Source organism: Paraburkholderia sp. EG286B (assembly GCF_040965655.1).
Lineage (GTDB): Bacteria > Pseudomonadota > Gammaproteobacteria > Burkholderiales > Burkholderiaceae > Paraburkholderia.
Genome location: NZ_JBFRCF010000014.1, coordinates 219,379 through 237,464, shown reverse-complemented (window position 1 = coordinate 237,464; position 18,086 = coordinate 219,379). Strand labels below are relative to the sequence as shown.

At 62.7% G+C, this 18,086-nt stretch carries 18 protein-coding genes; all 18 read right to left on the bottom strand.

The features are described from left to right. Position 1 precedes the first annotated feature (1 nt). The 18 genes from AB4Y42_RS28510 to AB4Y42_RS28425 all read right to left on the bottom strand — a co-directional run bounded on the left by AB4Y42_RS28510 (position 2) and on the right by AB4Y42_RS28425 (position 18,019). Positions 2-1,210 carry an acyl-CoA dehydrogenase family protein gene (locus tag AB4Y42_RS28510; protein WP_368690834.1) on the bottom strand — a complete coding sequence of 403 codons (1,209 nt, stop codon included), beginning with the start codon at positions 1,208-1,210 and terminating at the stop codon, positions 2-4. Between the two features lie 67 nt (positions 1,211-1,277). Further along, a complete protein-coding gene (locus AB4Y42_RS28505) occupies positions 1,278-1,712 on the bottom strand; it encodes a DUF1178 family protein (protein WP_028205664.1) in 435 nt (144 codons plus the stop codon). A gap of 236 nt (positions 1,713-1,948) precedes the next feature. Continuing rightward, positions 1,949-2,539, bottom strand: coding sequence for an NUDIX domain-containing protein (locus AB4Y42_RS28500; protein WP_028205665.1), 591 nt, complete (start codon positions 2,537-2,539; stop codon positions 1,949-1,951). Between the two features lie 126 nt (positions 2,540-2,665). Further along, positions 2,666-2,968 carry a DUF2818 family protein gene (locus tag AB4Y42_RS28495; protein WP_028205666.1) on the bottom strand — a complete coding sequence of 101 codons (303 nt, stop codon included), beginning with the start codon at positions 2,966-2,968 and terminating at the stop codon, positions 2,666-2,668. Then, a complete protein-coding gene (gene nuoN / locus AB4Y42_RS28490) occupies positions 2,968-4,440 on the bottom strand; it encodes an NADH-quinone oxidoreductase subunit NuoN (RefSeq protein ID WP_368690836.1) in 1,473 nt (490 codons plus the stop codon). The genes AB4Y42_RS28495 and nuoN overlap by 1 nt, the downstream gene beginning before the upstream one ends. 25 nt (positions 4,441-4,465) lie before the next feature. After that, positions 4,466-5,965, bottom strand: a complete 1,500-nt coding sequence (locus AB4Y42_RS28485) for an NADH-quinone oxidoreductase subunit M (RefSeq protein ID WP_368690837.1) — start codon at positions 5,963-5,965, stop codon at positions 4,466-4,468. Positions 5,966-5,988: 23 nt separating this feature from the next. Next, complete coding sequence (gene nuoL / locus AB4Y42_RS28480; RefSeq protein WP_368690838.1) at positions 5,989-8,052, bottom strand: NADH-quinone oxidoreductase subunit L; 2,064 nt, start codon at positions 8,050-8,052, stop codon at positions 5,989-5,991. Positions 8,053-8,066: 14 nt separating this feature from the next. Beyond that, on the bottom strand, positions 8,067-8,372 hold the full coding sequence (gene nuoK, locus AB4Y42_RS28475) for an NADH-quinone oxidoreductase subunit NuoK (protein ID WP_006052894.1): 306 nt from the start codon (positions 8,370-8,372) through the stop codon (positions 8,067-8,069). A gap of 17 nt (positions 8,373-8,389) precedes the next feature. Further along, a complete protein-coding gene (locus tag AB4Y42_RS28470) occupies positions 8,390-9,085 on the bottom strand; it encodes an NADH-quinone oxidoreductase subunit J (RefSeq protein ID WP_342921050.1) in 696 nt (231 codons plus the stop codon). A 175-nt stretch (positions 9,086-9,260) separates the two neighbouring features. Further along, positions 9,261-9,749: an NADH-quinone oxidoreductase subunit NuoI gene (nuoI, locus tag AB4Y42_RS28465; RefSeq protein WP_254357569.1), complete on the bottom strand. Its 489-nt coding sequence runs from the start codon at positions 9,747-9,749 to the stop codon at positions 9,261-9,263. A 15-nt stretch (positions 9,750-9,764) separates the two neighbouring features. Then, positions 9,765-10,829: an NADH-quinone oxidoreductase subunit NuoH gene (gene nuoH, locus AB4Y42_RS28460; protein ID WP_042271744.1), complete on the bottom strand. Its 1,065-nt coding sequence runs from the start codon at positions 10,827-10,829 to the stop codon at positions 9,765-9,767. Beyond that, positions 10,830-13,163 (bottom strand): NADH-quinone oxidoreductase subunit NuoG, encoded by a 2,334-nt coding sequence (gene nuoG, locus AB4Y42_RS28455; RefSeq protein ID WP_368690839.1) that lies wholly within the window; start codon positions 13,161-13,163, stop codon positions 10,830-10,832. It abuts the gene before it with no gap. A gap of 113 nt (positions 13,164-13,276) precedes the next feature. Continuing rightward, the gene (nuoF, locus tag AB4Y42_RS28450) at positions 13,277-14,605 is read right to left on the bottom strand and encodes an NADH-quinone oxidoreductase subunit NuoF (RefSeq protein WP_266230547.1); all 1,329 of its coding nucleotides are present in this window, start codon (positions 14,603-14,605) and stop codon (positions 13,277-13,279) included. Continuing rightward, positions 14,602-15,087 carry an NADH-quinone oxidoreductase subunit NuoE gene (gene nuoE / locus AB4Y42_RS28445; protein WP_368690840.1) on the bottom strand — a complete coding sequence of 162 codons (486 nt, stop codon included), beginning with the start codon at positions 15,085-15,087 and terminating at the stop codon, positions 14,602-14,604. Before nuoE ends, nuoF begins: the two co-directional genes overlap by 4 nt. Before the next feature lie 129 nt (positions 15,088-15,216). After that, positions 15,217-16,470, bottom strand: a complete 1,254-nt coding sequence (locus AB4Y42_RS28440; protein ID WP_133182092.1) for an NADH-quinone oxidoreductase subunit D — start codon at positions 16,468-16,470, stop codon at positions 15,217-15,219. Between the two features lie 9 nt (positions 16,471-16,479). Next, positions 16,480-17,085 carry an NADH-quinone oxidoreductase subunit C gene (locus AB4Y42_RS28435; RefSeq protein ID WP_069265281.1) on the bottom strand — a complete coding sequence of 202 codons (606 nt, stop codon included), beginning with the start codon at positions 17,083-17,085 and terminating at the stop codon, positions 16,480-16,482. Between the two features lie 22 nt (positions 17,086-17,107). Next, positions 17,108-17,587, bottom strand: coding sequence for an NADH-quinone oxidoreductase subunit B family protein (locus AB4Y42_RS28430; protein ID WP_027819582.1), 480 nt, complete (start codon positions 17,585-17,587; stop codon positions 17,108-17,110). A 72-nt stretch (positions 17,588-17,659) separates the two neighbouring features. Further along, positions 17,660-18,019, bottom strand: coding sequence for an NADH-quinone oxidoreductase subunit A (locus AB4Y42_RS28425; RefSeq protein WP_028205678.1), 360 nt, complete (start codon positions 18,017-18,019; stop codon positions 17,660-17,662). Positions 18,020-18,086 lie beyond the last annotated feature (67 nt).

Below are 18,086 nucleotides of genomic sequence, written 5' to 3'. Positions count from 1 at the left end.
CTCAAATCCCCAGAATCATCTGCGAGATGATGTTCTTCTGAATTTCGTTCGACCCGCCGTAGATCGACGTCTTGCGATAGTTGAAGTAGTACGCCGCGAGCGGGGCCGCGTCGTCGTCGCCGCCGGCCGCGTGTTCGTGTTCGCCCTCGAGGAAGGCCGGATCGAACGGCGCCGCAAGCGGGCCGACCGCGTCGACCATCAGCTCGGTCAGCGCCTGCTGGATCTCCGTGCCCTTGATCTTGAGCATCGACGCTTCAGGACCGGGGCCGCGGCCGTTGGACGCGCTCGCGATCACACGCTCGGCAGTCACTTCGAGCGCCATCAGCTCGATTTCGACGGCGGCCACGCGCGCCGCGAACACAGGATCTTCGAGCAGCGGCTTGCCATGCTTCTTCTGCTTGAGCGCGACGCCCTTGAGGAACGCGAGTTCGCGGTTCGACGCGCCCACGCGCGCGATGCCGGTGCGCTCGTGGCCGAGCAGATACTTCGCGTAGGTCCAGCCGCGGTTCTCGTCGCCTACGAGATTGTCGACCGGCACCTTCACGTCTTCAAAAAATACTTCGTTGACCTCATGGTCTTCATCGAGCGTGATGATCGGACGCACGGTGATGCCGGGCGTTTTCATGTCGATGAGGAGGAACGAGATGCCTTCCTGCTTCTTGGCTGCAGGATCGGTACGCACGAGGCAGAACATCATGTCGGCGTACTGGCCGAGCGTGGTCCAGGTCTTCTGGCCGTTCACGACGTAGTGATCGCCTTCACCGCTTTTCACAAGTACGGCGCGCGTGCGCAACGACGCGAGATCGGAGCCCGAGCCCGGTTCGGAGTAGCCCTGGCACCACCAGTCCTCACCGGAGAGGATGCGCGGGAGATAGCGGCGCTTCTGGGCCTCGTTGCCGTACTTCATGAGCACGGGCGCGACCATCGACACGCCGAACGGCAGTACCGGCGGCGCGCCGATGCGGCCGCATTCGGCGTCCCAGATATGGCGCTGCGTTTCGGTCCAGCCCGGGCCGCCCCACTCCGCGGGCCACGCGGGCGCGGACCAGCCCTTTTTGCCTAGCAGTTGGTGCCAGGTGGCAATGTCGTCGCGCGAGAGGCGTTTGTGGTTGAGAACCTTGTCACGCATCGCTTGAGGCAGATTGGCCTCGAGCCAGGCGCGGATTTCGGCGCGAAATGCGTCGTCAGCGGGGGTGTAGTCCAGATCCATGCGCAATGTCTCCTGGCCGCGGCCGGTGCGGGGCGTTGCCCGCGCCGCGGCGAAGACCCGCAAGGCGTTATTGCAGCGGACCCTTCAACGCGGCCGGAACCGGCAGCGGCATCACATCGATGCCTTCTTCGACGAGAGCTTGCGCATCGTCCGCAGAAGCGACTCCACGGATGTTGCGCGACGGCGCTTCGTTGTAGTGAATGCGCCGCGCCTCCTCGGCGAAACGGTCGCCTACGTTCTCCGTCTTCTCGAGGACCTCGCGAATGACACGCATCGCATGCGCCTGCCATTGCGCCGCCTGCTCGTGCGGCGACGCTTTCGGCGTTTCGCTCGCGCCGGACAGGTTCAGCCGGGGCGCGGACGGCAAACGGGTCACATGGGTGGCACCGCACATCGGACATTCGACCAGCTTGCGGGACAGTTGCGACTCGAAGTCGTCAACCGATGCGAACCAGCCTTCAAACCGATGGCCGTCTGGACACTGTAAATCGAGGACCTTCATGGGGAATCGAGGCTTGCGATGAGTTTAGCGCAAATCGTAAATTTGTGAACGACCGTTCGAAAAAATTCCTGCGGCCAGCCACCGGGGACTTTCCTGGGGGTTCGATTGTAGCGCCGCTCGGGCGGGCGCGCTGAAGCTGCTTCGAGGCGTATCCTGCTGCGGGTGCGCGTAAAAGCGACAACGGCGGCCACAAGGGCCGCCGTCGATCGGGAATTCGCCGCGCCGCGTAGCGCGTCTCAGCCCTGCTCTGCCTTCGCGAGCGGCCACGCGCCCGACAGCGCCTTTTCGAGCCAGAACGTGCCGACGATCGTCTTCACGTCGGTGATCTTGCCTGTGCGCACCCATTCGAGCAGTTCGGGAACCGTCGCCGTGAAGGTTTCGAGAAACTCGCCGTCGTCGAGCTGCGCCGCGCCTGCGGTCAACCCGCGTGCGAGGTAAATGTCGATGAACTCGGTCGAATACGAGATCACGGGATGGATCTGTGCGAGATAGACATACTCGCGTGCCGTATAGCCAGTCTCTTCCTTCAGTTCGCGGATCGCGCAGGCGAGCGCGCCCTCCTGCGGATCGAGCTTGCCAGCCGGGAACTCGGTCATCACGCGCGAGAGCGGATAGCGGTACTGGCGCTCCATCAGCACGCGGCCGTCGTCGAACAGCGGGATGACCATCACCGCGCCGGGATGCTGAACGAACTCGCGCGTGGCGTGCTTGCCGTCCGGCAGCGCAACGGTGTCGCGCTTCAGGGTGAGGAAATTGCCGGCGTAGAGCGTCGTGCTTTCCACGCACGTCTCGGCGAGCGCCGGGTCGTGTTGATGATGTTCAGCCATAGTCAGCCTCGTGGGTGCTCAAAAAATCGGGAAGCCGCGGGCGCGCCGCTTGAAGTGGAATCGGCCGAACTGCGGGCCAGACTGCGGGTCGCACAGCGCGTGCCGGCCACAGGCCGGCGACGCGCGTCACGCCGGGCGGCGTTTGACGAGATATTGCCAGGTGAAGCCGGGGAACGCGAACACGACAAACAGACTGAAGGTGATCGCGTAAAACTGCCAGCCCTGGTCAAAACGATTGCCGGCGCGCGCCTCCAGCAGGAAGCCGAACGTACCGACCACAAAATACAGCACGATCATTTCAGCGATGCGAATCCACGCACTCTTCTTGGGTGCGCGAAGCGGCACAACGCCGAACAATCGCTGGTTGAGAAACGGCAGGTTGGCGCCCGCGAGCGCCAACAGCACGATGAACCAGCCCGCTGCCGACATCAGAGCGGCAGCGTATGCGTGACAGCCTGCAGGCAGATCGACATCAGCGGGCCAGGAATGATGCCCAGCACGAGCACTGCCACGCCGTTGAGCGTGAGCAGCGCGCGGTTGCATGCGTGGCTCTCGATCGGTGCTTCGTCCTGCGGTGCGTCGAAGTACATCAGCTTGACGATACGCAGGTAGTAGAACGCGCCGAACAGCGACGTGACCACGGCGAGCACGGCAAGCCACGTGAGGCCCGCGTTCATGGTCGCTTCGAGCACGGCGAGCTTCGCGTAGAAGCCGACGGTCGGCGGAATGCCGGCGAGCGAGAACATCATGAGCATCATGACGAACGCGAACACCGGGTTCCGCTGGTTCAGGCCCTTGAAGTCGTCGATCGTCTCCGCTTCGAAATCGCGGCGGGACAGCAGCATGACGATGCCGAACGCGCCGAGCGTCGTGATCAGATAGACGATGCTGTAGAACATGGCCGAGCTGTATGCGCTGGCCGCGCCCGTCGCCTTGTTGTCGACGATGCCGGCGAGCAGGCCGAGCAGCACGAAGCCCATGTTCGAAATGGCCGAGTACGCGAGCATGCGCTTGATGTTGCGCTGGACGATACCCGTGATGTTGCCGACGATCATCGAGAGTGCCGCGAGGATGATCAACATCTCCTGCCAGTCGACGGCCAGCGGCAGCAGGCCCATCACGAGGAAGCGCACGGCCCAGGCGAATGCCGCGACCTTCGGGCCGCCGCCGGTAAGCAGCGTCATGGCCGTAGGCGCGCCTTGATAGACGTCGGGCACCCACATATGGAACGGCACCGCGCCCATCTTGAACGCCACGCCGGCGACGATGAACACCACGCCGAACAGCAGGACGATATCGTTGATATGGCCCGAAGCCACGGCCTTGAACACTTCGTTCAGCTCGAGCGAGCCGGTCGCGCCATACAGCATCGAGATGCCGTAGAGCAGGAAGCCCGAAGCGAGCGCACCCAGCACGTAGTACTTCATGGCCGCTTCGTTCGACTGCGCCGCGTTACGACGCAGTGCGATGACCGCGTAGAGCGAGAGCGACATCAGCTCGAGGCCGAGGTACAGCGTGAGGAAGTTGTTGCCCGAGATCATCGTGAGCTGTCCGAGCAGCGAGAACAGGCCAAGCAGGAAGAACTCGCCCCGGAACATGTCACGGTCTTCGAGGTACTTGCGCGAGTACACGATCGACACGGCGTAGCCGAGCGTGACCACTGCCTTCATGGCGCTCGCGAACGGATCGACCACGTACATGCGCGTGAAGTAGTAGTACACGTGCGGATCGAACGCGTCCACCGCGAACCAGATACCGGCTATGACCGTGGTCAGCAGCGCGATGAAGTAGGTCGTGCGCCGGCCTTCAGGACCGGTGAACGTGTCGTTGAGCCACGCGACGACGAGGCCGGTCATCACCAGGCCGTCGGGCAGCAGAGCGTACATAGGGGCGTTTGGCATGATCTTTTGTTCCTCCGCTCGGGTATTACTGTGACAGCGGCAGTTTCGACACTGCGACGTGGGAGAGGAGGTTTTCCACGGAAACGTGCATCACATCGGTAAAGGGCTTCGGGTAGACGCCCATGAAAAGCGTAAACAGTGCGAGCACCCCAAGGATGAAGTATTCGCGACCGTTGATGTCCTTCAGCTCGCGAACATGGTCGTTCGCAACGGCGCCGAAGTACACCCGCTTGTACATCCACAACGTATAGGCCGCGCCCAGGATCAGCGTGAACGCTGCCCCGAATGCGATCCAGAAGTTGAACTTCACTGCCGCCAGAATCACCATGAATTCGCCGACGAATCCCGAGGTGCCCGGCAGGCCGCAGTTGGCCATCGCGAACAGCATGGCCAGCGCCGCGAACTTCGGCATGGTGTTGACCACACCGCCGTAATCCGCGATATCGCGTGTGTGCATGCGGTCATACAGCACGCCGATGCACAGGAACATGGCGCCCGAGACGAAACCGTGCGAGATCATCTGGATGATCCCGCCTTCCATCGCGAGCTGGCTCGATTCGCCGAACATAAAGAAGCCGAGCGTGACGAAGCCCATATGGGCAATCGACGAGTACGCGACCAGCTTCTTCATGTCCGCCTGCACCATCGCCACGAGGCCGATGTAGATCACGGCGATCAGCGACAGCGTGATGATGACCGGCGCCAGGTAGTGGCTCGCGTCCGGCGTGACCGGCAGCGAGAAACGCAGGAAACCGTACGCGCCGAGCTTGAGCATGATCGCGGCCAGCACGACCGAGCCGCCCGTGGGCGCTTCGACGTGCGCGTCCGGCAACCACGTGTGGACCGGCCACATCGGCACCTTGACGGCGAACGCGAAGAAGAACGCGATGAACAGCAGGATCTGCGGCGTCATGGCGATCTTCGCGGCCTGCCAGGTGGCGAGGTCGAAGGTCCCGGTAATGCGGTACAGGTACAGCAACGCGACCAGCATGAGCAGCGAGCCGGCCAGCGTATAGAGAAAGAACTTGAACGCTGCGTACACGCGGTTCGGGCCGCCCCACACGCCGATGATGATGTACATCGGAATGAGCGTGGCTTCGAAGAACACGTAGAACAGCAGACCGTCGGCGGCGCAGAAAACGCCGATCATGATGCCCGACAGGATGAGGAACGACGCGTAATACTGCGCGACGTTCTTCGTGATGACCTGCCAGCCCGCGATCACGACGATCACGGTGATGAGCGCCGTCAGCACGACGAACCACAGCGCGATACCGTCGACGCCCAGGTGATACGCAATATTGAACCGCTCGATCCAGACCGACTTTTCCTCGAACTGCAGGGAAGCCGTGCTCGTATCGAAGCCCGCAACGAGCGGAAGGGTGACGAGGAAACTAAGCACCGAACCGATGAGTGCGAGCCAGCGGTCCGCACTCGGGTTCCGACGGGAACCCACTACAAGAACGATGACGCCGAATACGATCGGCATCCATATCGCAATACTGAGAATCGGAGTTGCGTGCATGCGTTTCCTCGCCTTATTTTGCCTTATTTGCCGCCGAGCGTTACAAACAGGGTAAGGAGGCCAAGCATGCCGATGATCATGGCAAATGCGTAGTGGTAGATATAGCCGGATTGCAGGAAACGAATGACAGTTGCAAACCAGCCGATAAACTTGGCGCTCCCGTTTACGACGCCGTCGATCACGACGACATCGCCCTCCTTCCACAGACCGCGACCGATCGCGACTGCTCCGCGAGCGAAGACAATTTCGTTGATCTTGTCGAGGTAATACGCGTTTGCCAGCAGCTTGTAGACCGGCGAGAAAGTGCGCGACACGACGGCCGGCAGTTCCGGGCGCTTCATGTAGAAGAACCACGCCACCACCACACCCGCGAGTGCGAGCCACACCGGCAGACCCGAGAACGCATGCGCGCCCATCGCGGCCCAGCCCTGGAATTCCTTGCCCATCTCCGCGAGCGCTTCGTGGTTCTCGCCGACGAAGATGACGTTCTGGAACGCCACGCCATGCGAGAAGAAGTCACCGAAGAGCAGCGGCTGGATCGCGAACGCACCGGCGATCACCGAGGGGATCGCGAGCAGAACGAGCGGCACCCAGATGACCCACGGCGACTCGTGCGGCACGTGCACGTGGTGTTCGTCGTGACCGTGGCCATGATCGCCGTGACCGCTGTGGGCAGCATTGGCAGCTTCGATCGCCATCGGCGATTCCGGATGCTTCGGACCGCGGAAGCGCTCTTCACCGTGGAACACGAGGAAGTACATACGGAACGAGTACAGCGCCGTGACGAACACGCTTGCCACGACCGCGAAGTACGCGAAGCCCGAACCCGGCAGGTGCGAGAGCTTCACGGCGTCGATGATCGAATCCTTCGAGTAGAAGCCCGAGAAGAACGGCGTACCGATCAGCGCGAGCGAACCGACGAGCGAGGTGATCCACGTGATGGGCATGTACTTGCGCAGGCCGCCCATGTTGCGCATGTCCTGATCGTGGTGCATGCCGATGATGACCGAGCCCGCGCCGAGGAACAGCAGCGCCTTGAAGAACGCGTGCGTCATCAGGTGGAAGATCGCGACCGGGTAAGCCGAGACGCCGAGCGCCACCGTCATGTAGCCGAGCTGCGAGAGCGTGGAGTAAGCCACCACACGCTTGATGTCGTTCTGGACCACCCCGAGGAAGCCCATGAAGAGCGCGGTAATGGCGCCGATCACGACGATGAACGACAGCGCGGCTTCCGACAGTTCGAACAGCGGCGACATGCGCGCGACCATGAAGATACCGGCCGTCACCATGGTTGCCGCGTGAATCAGCGCGGAGATCGGCGTCGGGCCTTCCATCGAGTCCGGAAGCCAGACGTGCAGCGGGAACTGGGCCGACTTGCCCATTGCGCCGATGAACAGGCAGATACACGCAACGGTGAGCAGGTTCCACGAGGTGCCCGGGAACGTCAGCGCGGCGATTTCATGACCCTTCGCGAAGATGTCGTTGTAGTTCAGCGAGCCGCCGAACGCGAGCAACAGGCCAATACCGAGCAGGAAGCCGAAGTCGCCCACGCGGTTCACGAGGAACGCCTTCATGTTCGCGTAGATGGCGCTTTCACGCTTGAAGTAGAAGCCGATCAGCAGGTACGAGACGAGACCCACCGCTTCCCAGCCGAAGAACAGCTGCAGGAAGTTGTTGCTCATCACGAGCATCAGCATCGAGAACGTGAAGAGCGCGATGTACGAGAAGAAGCGCTCGTAGCCCTCTTCTTCCGCCATGTAACCGATCGTGTAGATGTGCACCATCAGGGACACGAAGGTCACGACGACCATCATGAGCGCAGTCAGCGAGTCGATGAGGAAGCCGACTTCGAACTTCAGGCTGCCAACCGACATCCATTCGTAGACCGTCGCGTTGAAGCTCGCGCCGCCCATCACGTCAAAGAACGTGATGAGCGAAAGCACGAACGCAATCGCGACGCCAAGAATGGTCACCGTATGCGCGCCCGCGCGCCCGATCGTTCTGCAAAAGAGACCGGCAATCAGAGAACCGGCGAGAGGAGCCAGCGGGATCGCCAGCAGAAGAGTTTCGTTGAGAGTCGTTGCCATAAAGTCAGCCTGCCTTAGCCTTTGAGCTGATCGAGATCCTCGACATTGATCGTGTCGAGGCTGCGGAACAGGGTCACAAGAATAGCCAGACCAATTGCAGCTTCCGCCGCCGCAACTGTAAGCACGAAGAACACGAAAATCTGTCCGTGAACGTCACCGAGGTAATGCGAGAACGCGACGAAGTTCGTGTTCACCGCTAACAGCATCAGCTCAATCGCCATCAGGATGATGATGACGTTGCGCCGATTCAAAAAGATTCCGACGATCGAGATCGCAAAAAGGATCGCGCCGAGGACGAGGTAATGGGCCAGTGTCAGCATGGTTCGCTCCTTCGCGCTTAGCTCTTCGTTGCCGGTGCGGCCGGCGCGGCACCCGCCGCAGGCGCAGCCCCGGCTTCGGCTTGCGCCGGTTCCGCCGGCTCCGGCACTTCCACGACGGCCTGCATCTTCACGAGGCGCACGCGGTCCTGGCGACGCACGTTGACCTGCTTCGACACGTCCTGGCGCTTCGAGTCCTTCGGCTCGCGCACCGTGAGCGCGATGGCCGCGACGATCGCCACCAGCAGCACGAGGCCGGCGACTTCGAAGGCGAAGATGTAGTCGGTGTAGATGATCTTGCCGATCAGGTGTGCGTTCGAGATCGCGGCGGCGGCAGCCGGCGTGGTGTCGGGCACCGGCGTGCTCGTCGCGCCGAAGCCGTGCCACAGGATCAGCGCGGTTTCGACCACGATGATCGCGCCCACGATGGTCGCCACCGGGATGAAGCGCTTGAAGTCGCGGCTCAGCACGTCGATGTTGATGTCCAGCATCATCACCACGAACAGGAACAGCACCATCACCGCGCCCACGTAGACGAGCACCAGCAGGATCGCGAGGAATTCGGCCTCGAGCAGCATCCAGATCGCGGCCGCGTTGAAGAACGCGAGCACGAGGAAGAGCGCAGACGCGACAGGATTGCGCGAAGTGATCACCTTCAGCCCTGACAGCGTGAGCAGCAGCGCGAAGATGTAGAACAGGACGGTCGTGAATTCCATGATTACTGGTTCATCGTTGAGGCCTTCGTGAGGCGGATTGCGCGGCGCAGACTGGCGGCCAGACCAGGGGGCGTCGCGCCGCGGCGGTCAGGCTGCGGTATCGCGCGGGCGTTCGGCACACGCGTTCCCCACAGCCGGCCCGAACCGCGGGCCGATGCAGCGTCAAACTGAAAGATCAACGGTACGGTGCATCCGCTGCCTTGTTCGCCGCGATCTGCGCTTCATAGCGATCGCCAACGGCCAGCAGCATATCCTTCGTGAAATACAGATCGCCGCGCTTCTCGCCGTGATACTCGAGAATGTGCGTTTCGACGATCGAGTCGACCGGGCAGCTTTCTTCGCAGAAACCGCAGAAGATGCACTTGGTCAGGTCGATGTCGTAACGCGTCGTGCGGCGCGTGTTGTCCTCGCGCACTTCCGATTCGATCGTGATCGCGAGCGCGGGGCACACGGCCTCGCACAGCTTGCACGCGATGCAGCGCTCTTCGCCATTTTCATAGCGGCGCAGCGCATGCAAGCCTCGAAAACGCGGGGACATAGGCGTCTTTTCTTCCGGGAACTGCACGGTGAACTTGCGCTTGAAGGCGTAACGCCCCGTCAGCGCGAGCCCCTTGAGCAGCTCGGTCAGGAAAAACGTCTTGAAGAAGTTTTGGATAGCGTTCATGGTTGTGTTCGCCCCTTATTTCCAGATGCTCAACGGCGACATGTACCAGAAGCCGACCACGATCAGCCACACGATGCACACCGGAATGAACACCTTCCAGCCGAGACGCATGATCTGGTCATAGCGATAGCGCGGGAACGTCGCGCGGGCCCAGATGAAGACCGACAACAGGCAGAAGACCTTCAGCACCAGCCAGAACACGCCCGGAATGAAGTCGAGGAACGCGAACGGGGCGCTCCAGCCGCCGAGGAACAGCACCGAGGCGAGTGCCGAGATCACGATCATGTTGATGTACTCGGCGAGGAAGAACAGCGCGAACGCCATACCCGAGTAATCGATCATGTGACCCGCGACGATTTCCGACTCCCCTTCCACCACGTCGAACGGGTGACGGTTCGTTTCGGCAATGCCCGAGATGAAGTAGACGACGAACATCGGCAGCAGCGGCAGCCAGTTCCACGAGAGGAACGTGATGCCCCAGTTCGCGAACATGCCGCGCATCTGGCCTTCGACGATCACCGAGAGGTTCAGGCTGCCCGACACCATCAGCACGACGACGAGCGCGAAGCCCATCGAAATTTCGTACGAAACCATCTGCGCCGCGGCGCGCATGGCGCCGAGGAACGCGTACTTCGAGTTCGACGCCCAGCCCGCCAGGATCACGCCGTACACGCCGATCGACGAGATCGCCATCGCGTAGAGCAGGCCCGCGTTGATGTCGCCGAGCACCGCGCCCGCCTGGAACGGAATCACCGCCCAGACCGCGAAGGCCGGCACCACCACCATGATCGGCGCGACCATGTAGATCCAGCGGCTCGCCTGCGCGGGCTGAATCACTTCCTTGAGCAGCAGCTTCAGCACGTCGGCGATCGGCTGCAACAGACCTGCGGGGCCCACGCGGTTCGGGCCGAGACGCACGTGCATCCAGCCGATCAGCTTGCGCTCCCAGAGGATCAGGTACGCCACGCACAGCAGGATCACCACCGCGACGACGAGAATGCGCACCAGCGCCCAGACGGTGGGCCATGCCACGCCGAGCAACTGGCTGCCGCCTGCATTGATCGTATCGAACAAGCTCATTTACGCCTTCTCCACCAGCAGTTCACCGAACAGGCTGCCGAGTTGCGCACCGGCCGGCGTCGCCGCCGACACGCGCACCACCGTCGGCGCAAGATTCGCATCGCGCGTCGCAGGCGCCGTCACCGACAGATCGCCCTGGCGCACGCGCACGGCGTCGCCTTCCTTCAGGCCGAGCTGGTCGAAGTATGCCGCCGGCAGACCGATCGCGTTCGCCACGCGGGCAGCCATGGTGAGCTGCAGCGCCTCGCCGCGGCGCACGATTTGATCGGCGTGGTAGATCGGCACGTCGGCGATACGTTCGAAGCGGCCTTCCGCGGCCTTCGCGAGGCTGCCGCGCGCAACCGCAGCGCCGGCCTTGTTCGACAGACGGCCTTCGAAGCTGCCGTCGCCCATCGCCTTGCGGCGCACTTCTTCGGCGGTGTCGTATTCGAAACCCTTGGCGCCCAGCAGCGTGCCGAGCACGCGCAAGACCTTCCATGCCGGACGCGTGTCGCCGAGCGGGCGCACGACGCCGTTGAAGGTCTGGGACGTCCCTTCGGCGTTGATGAAGGTGCCCGACGTTTCCGTGTACGGCGCGATGGGCAGCAGCACGTCCGCGTAGTCGAGTCCCGTCTTGTACGGCGAAAACACGGCGACCATTTCGGCCTGCGCGAGCGCGGCGCGCGCGGCGGCCGGGTTGGCCGTATCGAATTCCGGCTCGACGTTGAAGAGCAGATAGCCCTTGCGCGGCTGCTCGAACGCTTCGCGTGCGTTCAGGCCGTCGCGGCCCGGCAGTGCGCCGGCGATATGCGCGCCGACCGTGTTGGCCGCTTCCGTGAGGAAGCCAAGCGTCGCGCCCGTCGTTTCGGCGATGAACTGCGCGGCGGCGTGCAGGCGCGAGAACTCCGGATGCTGGACCGCGGCGTTGCCGAGCAGCACGTAGCGGCGTTCGCCGTTCGCCAGCGACGCGGCGACCTGCTTCGCGGCTTCCGTGGCCTGTGCGCCTGCGAAGCCTTCCGGCACCGCGACACCCTTCGCTTCCGCGACAGCCGCCGCGATCGAAGCGAGTTCGTCGAGCCATGCCGAAGGCGCGGCAACGATGCGCTGTGCGTTCGGGATCAGCGAGCCGTCAGCGGTGGCCTGCAGGAAGCTGACCTGTGCGCCGCCCTTCGCGGCCTGGCGCAGACGCGCGGCGAACAGCGCGTGGTCGCGGCGCAGGAACGAGCCGATCACGAATGCCGAATCGGCATACGAGAGTTCGGCGATCTTCGTGCCGAGCCACGGCGCGCCTTCGAGCGGCGCCGAGAAGTCGCTCTGGCGCAGACGGAAGTCGACGTTCGGCGTGCCGATCGCGTCCGCGAACTGCTTCGCGAGATAGAGTTCTTCGAGCGTGCTGTGCGGGCTCGCGAGCAGCGCGAGCTGGTTCTCGCCATGCTCGTCGCAAATGCCCTTGATGCCCTTCACGACGTATTCGAGCGCGGTCTGCCAGTCGGTCTCGATCCACTCGCCGCCCTGCTTGATCATCGGGCGCGTGAGACGGTCTTCGCTGTTCAGGCCTTCGTACGAGAAGCGGTCCTTGTCCGAGATCCAGCATTCGTTGATGGCTTCGTTCTCGAACGGCAGCACGCGCATCACGCGGTTGTTCTTCACCTGCACGACGAGGTTCGCACCCGTTGCGTCGTGCGGGCTCACCGACTTGCGGCGCGACAGTTCCCACGTCCGCGCCGAGAAGCGGAACGGCTTGCTCGTGAGCGCGCCGACCGGGCACAGGTCGATCATGTTGCCCGAGAGTTCCGAATCGACCGTCTTGCCGACGAACGAGGTGATTTCCGAGTGCTCGCCGCGGCCGAGCATGCCGAGCTCCATCACGCCGGCGATTTCGTCGCCGAAGCGCACGCAGCGCGTGCAGTGGATGCAGCGCGACATCTCTTCCATCGAGATGAGCGGACCGACGTTCTTGTGGAACACCACGCGCTTTTCTTCGCTGTAGCGCGAGGCGGACTTGCCGTAACCGACGGCCAGATCCTGAAGCTGGCATTCGCCGCCCTGATCGCAGATCGGGCAGTCGAGCGGGTGGTTGATCAGCAGGAATTCCATCACGGCTTGCTGACCCTGCACGGCCTTGTCCGACATGGTGCGCACGATCATGCCTTGCGACACCGGCGTCGCGCACGCGGGCACGGCCTTCGGCATCTTCTCGACATCGACGAGACACATCCGGCAGTTGGCCGCGATGGAGAGCTTCTTGTGATAGCAGAAGTGCGGGATGTACGTGTCCACGCGCTGAGCAGCCTGGATCACCATGCTGCCCTCGGGCACCTGCACCTTCTTGCCGTCTATTTCAAGTTCAACCATGATGGTTAATCGTCCCTAACCTGTTACCGCTCAATTTCACAGCGGGATTCCCCGTCACTGCGCCGTTGCGTCGTGCTACGCGGTTCGCGCACAACATGCTGTCTCTTCGCCTGTCAGGCGGCCACCGTTTCCGAGGCCGCGTGCGAGCCGGCATGACCGCCGACGAGACAACGCTTGTTGTGCACGTGATATTCGAATTCGTCCCAGTAATGCTTGAGCATGCCGCGCACCGGCATGGCCGCCGCGTCGCCGAGCGCGCAGATCGTGCGGCCCATGATGTTGCCCGCCACCGAGTTCAGCAGGTCCAGGTCTTCCTGGCGGCCTTCGCCGTGCTCGATGCGGTTCACCACGCGATACAGCCAGCCCGTGCCTTCGCGGCACGGCGTGCACTGGCCGCACGACTCTTCGTAATAGAAGTACGAGAGACGCAGCAGCGAGCGCACCATGCAGCGCGTTTCGTCCATGACGATGACGGCGCCCGAGCCGAGCATCGAGCCCTGCTTGGCGATGGAGTCATAGTCCATGTCGGTCTGCATCATCAGGTCGCCCGGAATGACCGGCGCCGACGAACCGCCCGGAATCACAGCCTTCAGCTTCTTGCCGCCGCGCACGCCGCCGGCCAGCTCCATGAGCTTCGCGAACGGAGTGCCGAGCGGGATCTCGTAGTTGCCCGGACGCTCCACGTCGCCCGAGATCGAGAAGATCTTCGTGCCGCCGTTGTTCGGCTTGCCGAGTTCCATGTACGTCTGCGGACCGACGCTCAGCAGGAACGGGACGGCTGCGAACGTCTCGGTGTTGTTGATCGTGGTGGGCTTGCCGTACACGCCGAAGCTCGCCGGGAAAGGCGGCTTGAAGCGCGGCTGACCCTTCTTGCCTTCGAGCGACTCGAGCAGCGCGGTTTCCTCGCCGCAGATGTACGCGCCATAGCCATGGTGCGCGTGCAGCTGGAACGAGAAGTCCGTGCCGAGAATGTTGTCGCCGAGGTAGCCCGCCTGGCGCGCCTCTTCCAGCGCAGCCTCGAAGCGGCGATACACCTCGAAAATCTCGCCGTGGATGTAGTTGTAGCCCACGGTGATGCCCATCGCGTACGCGCCGATGGCCATGCCTTCGATCACGCTATGCGGATTCCAGCGCAGGATGTCGCGGTCCTTGAACGTGCCGGGCTCGCCCTCGTCCGAGTTGCAGACGAGATACTTCTGCCCCGGGAACTGACGCGGCATGAAGCTCCACTTCAGGCCGGTCGGGAAGCCCGCGCCGCCGCGGCCGCGCAGACCGCTCGCCTTCACGTCGGCGATCACCTGCTCGGGCGGAATCTTTTCTTCGAGAATACGGCGCAGCTGCTTGTAGCCGCCGCGCGCGACGTAGTCTTCGAGATGCCAGTTCTCGCCGTTGAGGCCCGCGAGAATCAGCGGTTTGATGTGACGGTCGTGCAACGAAGTCATTTCGAAAGCTCCTCGAGCAGCTGGTCGATCTTCTCGCGGCTCATGAAGCTGCACATGCGGTGATTGTTCACGAGCATCACCGGTGCATCGCCGCACGCGCCCATGCACTCACCTTCTTTCAAGGTGAACTTGCCGTCGGGCGTGGTTTCGCCGAAGTCGATTCCGAGCTTCTGCTTCAGGTATTCGGCGGCGCTCTCCGAGCCGCCATCCGGGCCGAGCTGGCACGGCAGATTCGTGCAGAGCGTGATCTTGTGCTTGCCGACCGGCGTGGTCTCGAACATCGTGTAGAACGTGGCCACTTCCTGGACCGCGACAGGTGGCATGCCGATATAGTCGGCCACGTACTGCATGATTTCGGGAGACAGCCAGCCATGCTCTTCCTGAGCAACGGCCAAAGCCGCCATCACGGCGGACTGTCGCTGATCGGCGGGGTACTTAGTCAACGCGCGATCGATTTCTTTCAGGCCTTCAGCTGAGATCATTTTCAGACACGACTCTTTCAATTCCTACCGAACGAAAACCTGCCGCGCGTTCTCATACATTCGCTGCGACAGACGTGGCGTTCCATGCTGCGTGCGCCCGGGACCGGGCGTACCTTACTGCGCGCCGCCCTAGCGGTCGATTTCACCGAACACGATGTCCTGCGTGCCGATGATCGTGACCGCGTCGGCAATCATGTGGCCGCGCGCCATTTCATCGAGCGCGGACAGGTGGGCGTAACCCGGCGCACGGATCTTCAGACGATACGGCTTGTTCGCGCCATCTGACACCAGGTAGATGCCGAATTCACCCTTCGGATGTTCGACGGCAGCGTACGCCTCGCCTTCGGGCACATGGAAGCCTTCCGTGAAGAGCTTGAAGTGGTGAATCAGCTCTTCCATGTTCGACTTCATGTTCACGCGCGAAGGCGGCGCAACCTTGTGATTGTCGATCATCACGGGGCCGGGATTCTTGCGCAGCCACTCAATGCACTGTTTCGCGATGCGAGTGGACTGGCGCATTTCTTCGACGCGAACGAGATAACGGTCGTAGCAGTCGCCGTTCACGCCCACCGGAATGTCGAAGTCCATCTGGTCATAGACTTCGTACGGCTGCTTCTTGCGCAGGTCCCACTCGATGCCCGAACCGCGCAGCATCGCGCCCGTCAGGCCGAGCTGCATGGCGCGCTCGGGGCTCACCACGCCGATGCCGACCAGACGCTGCTTCCAGATACGGTTGTCGGTGAGCAACGTTTCGTACTCGTCGACGCAACCTGGGAAGCGCGTGAAGAAGTCGTCGATGAAGTCCAGCACCGAGCCCTGGCGCGCCTCGTTCATGCGGGCGAGCGCCTTCTCGTTGTGAATCTTCGACGCCTTGTATTGCGGCATGGCGTCAGGCAGATCGCGGTACACGCCGCCCGGACGGTAGTAAGCCGCGTGCATGCGCGCACCCGAGACCGCCTCGTAGACGTCCATCAGGTCTTCGCGCTCGCGGAACGCGTAGAGGAACACCGCCATCGCGCCGACGTCGAGCGCGTGCGAGCCGATCCACATGAGGTGGTTCAGCACGCGCGTGACTTCGTCGAACAGCACGCGGATGTACTTCGCGCGGATCGGCACTTCAATGCCGAGCAGCTTTTCGATGGCGAGCACATAGCCGTGCTCGTTGACCATCATCGACACGTAGTCGAGACGGTCCATGTACGGCACCGACTGAATGAACGTCTTGCTCTCGGCGAGCTTTTCGGTCGCGCGATGCAGCAGGCCGATGTGCGGATCGGCGCGCTGGATCACTTCGCCGTCGAGCTCGAGCACGAGGCGCAGCACACCGTGCGCTGCCGGGTGCTGCGGACCGAAGTTGAGCGTGTAGTTCTTGATCTCTGACATGCGACCCTCTTAGTGTTTCTTCAGACCGCCGTAGCGATCTTCGCGGATCACACGCGGCGTGATCTCGCGCGGCTCGATCGTGACGGGCTGGTAGACCACGCGCTTCTGCTCCGGGTCGTAACGCATTTCGACATAGCCCGAAACCGGGAAGTCCTTGCGGAACGGATGGCCGATGAAACCGTAGTCGGTCAGGATGCGGCGCAGGTCGGGGTGGCCTTCGAAGACGATGCCGAACAGGTCGAACGCTTCGCGCTCGTACCAGTTGGCCGAATTCCAGATCTCGACGAGCGAGGGCACGATCGGCACTTCGTCGTCCGGCGCGAACACGCGCAGACGCACGCGCCAGTTGTTCGCGAGCGACAGCAGATGCGACACCGCGGCGAAGCGCGGGCCTTCCCAGGCGCCGTCACCGAAGGTCTGATAGTCGACGCCGCACAGATCGACCAGTTGCTCGAAGCGCAGCGAGGGATTGTCGCGCAGCTCCTTGGCCACCGCGAGGGACTCGCCCGCCTTGACGACCAGCGTCAGCTCGCCGAGCGCCTCGGTGAGGCTGACGATGCGCGCGCCGAGGGCCGCTTCGAGGTTCGCTTTCAGGGTCTCGAGTTTGCTTGCCATATTGTGGGGAGGCTCGCGGCCTTTATTGACGGGCGATGGTGCTGGTGCGGCGAATCTTCGCCTGCAACTGGATCACCCCGTAGACCAGGGCTTCCGCTGTCGGCGGGCATCCCGGCACATAGACGTCGACCGGCACGATGCGATCACAACCGCGCACGACCGAATACGAATAGTGGTAGTAGCCGCCGCCGTTGGCGCACGACCCCATCGAAATGACCCAGCGCGGCTCGGCCATCTGGTCGTAGACCTTGCGCAGCGCCGGCGCCATCTTGTTGCAGAGCGTGCCGGCGACGATCATGACGTCCGACTGACGCGGGCTCGGACGGAACACCACGCCGAAACGGTCAAGGTCATAACGGGCCGCGCCCGCGTGCATCATCTCGACCGCGCAACACGCCAGACCGAACGTCATCGGCCACAGCGAGCCAGTGCGCGTCCAGTTGATCAGCTTGTCAGCCGTGGTGGTGACAAACCCTTCCTTCAAGACCCCTTCGATACTCATGTGCTTTCCACTCCAGACGGACAGCCCACAGTTTCCCCGCAGTGCCGCCCATACAATCCGGCGATTAACCCATTATTCCCAGTCGAGACCACCCTTCTTCCAGATGTAGGCAAAGCCCAGCAGGAATTCGAGCAGAAACAGCATCATCGACAGGAAGCCCGGCCAGCCGATATCGCGCAGGGCCACGCCCCACGGAAACAGGAACGCCGTTTCGAGGTCGAAGATGATGAAAAGGATGGCGACCAGGTAGTAGCGTACGTCGAACTTCATTCGGGCGTCTTCGAAGGCTTCGAAGCCGCATTCGTACGGCGAATTCTTTTCGCTGTCTGGCCGGTTGGGACCGAGGACCTTGCCGATTGTCACTAGCGCTATGCCCAGACCAACACCCACGAGGAGGAACAGAAGGACGGGGAAATAGGCAGCGAGGTTCAAGGCTATCCTCTATATCGGTTGGTTCTGAGGTTCCGCTGGAACTTGCATCGCTCCGCGGGAATCACTT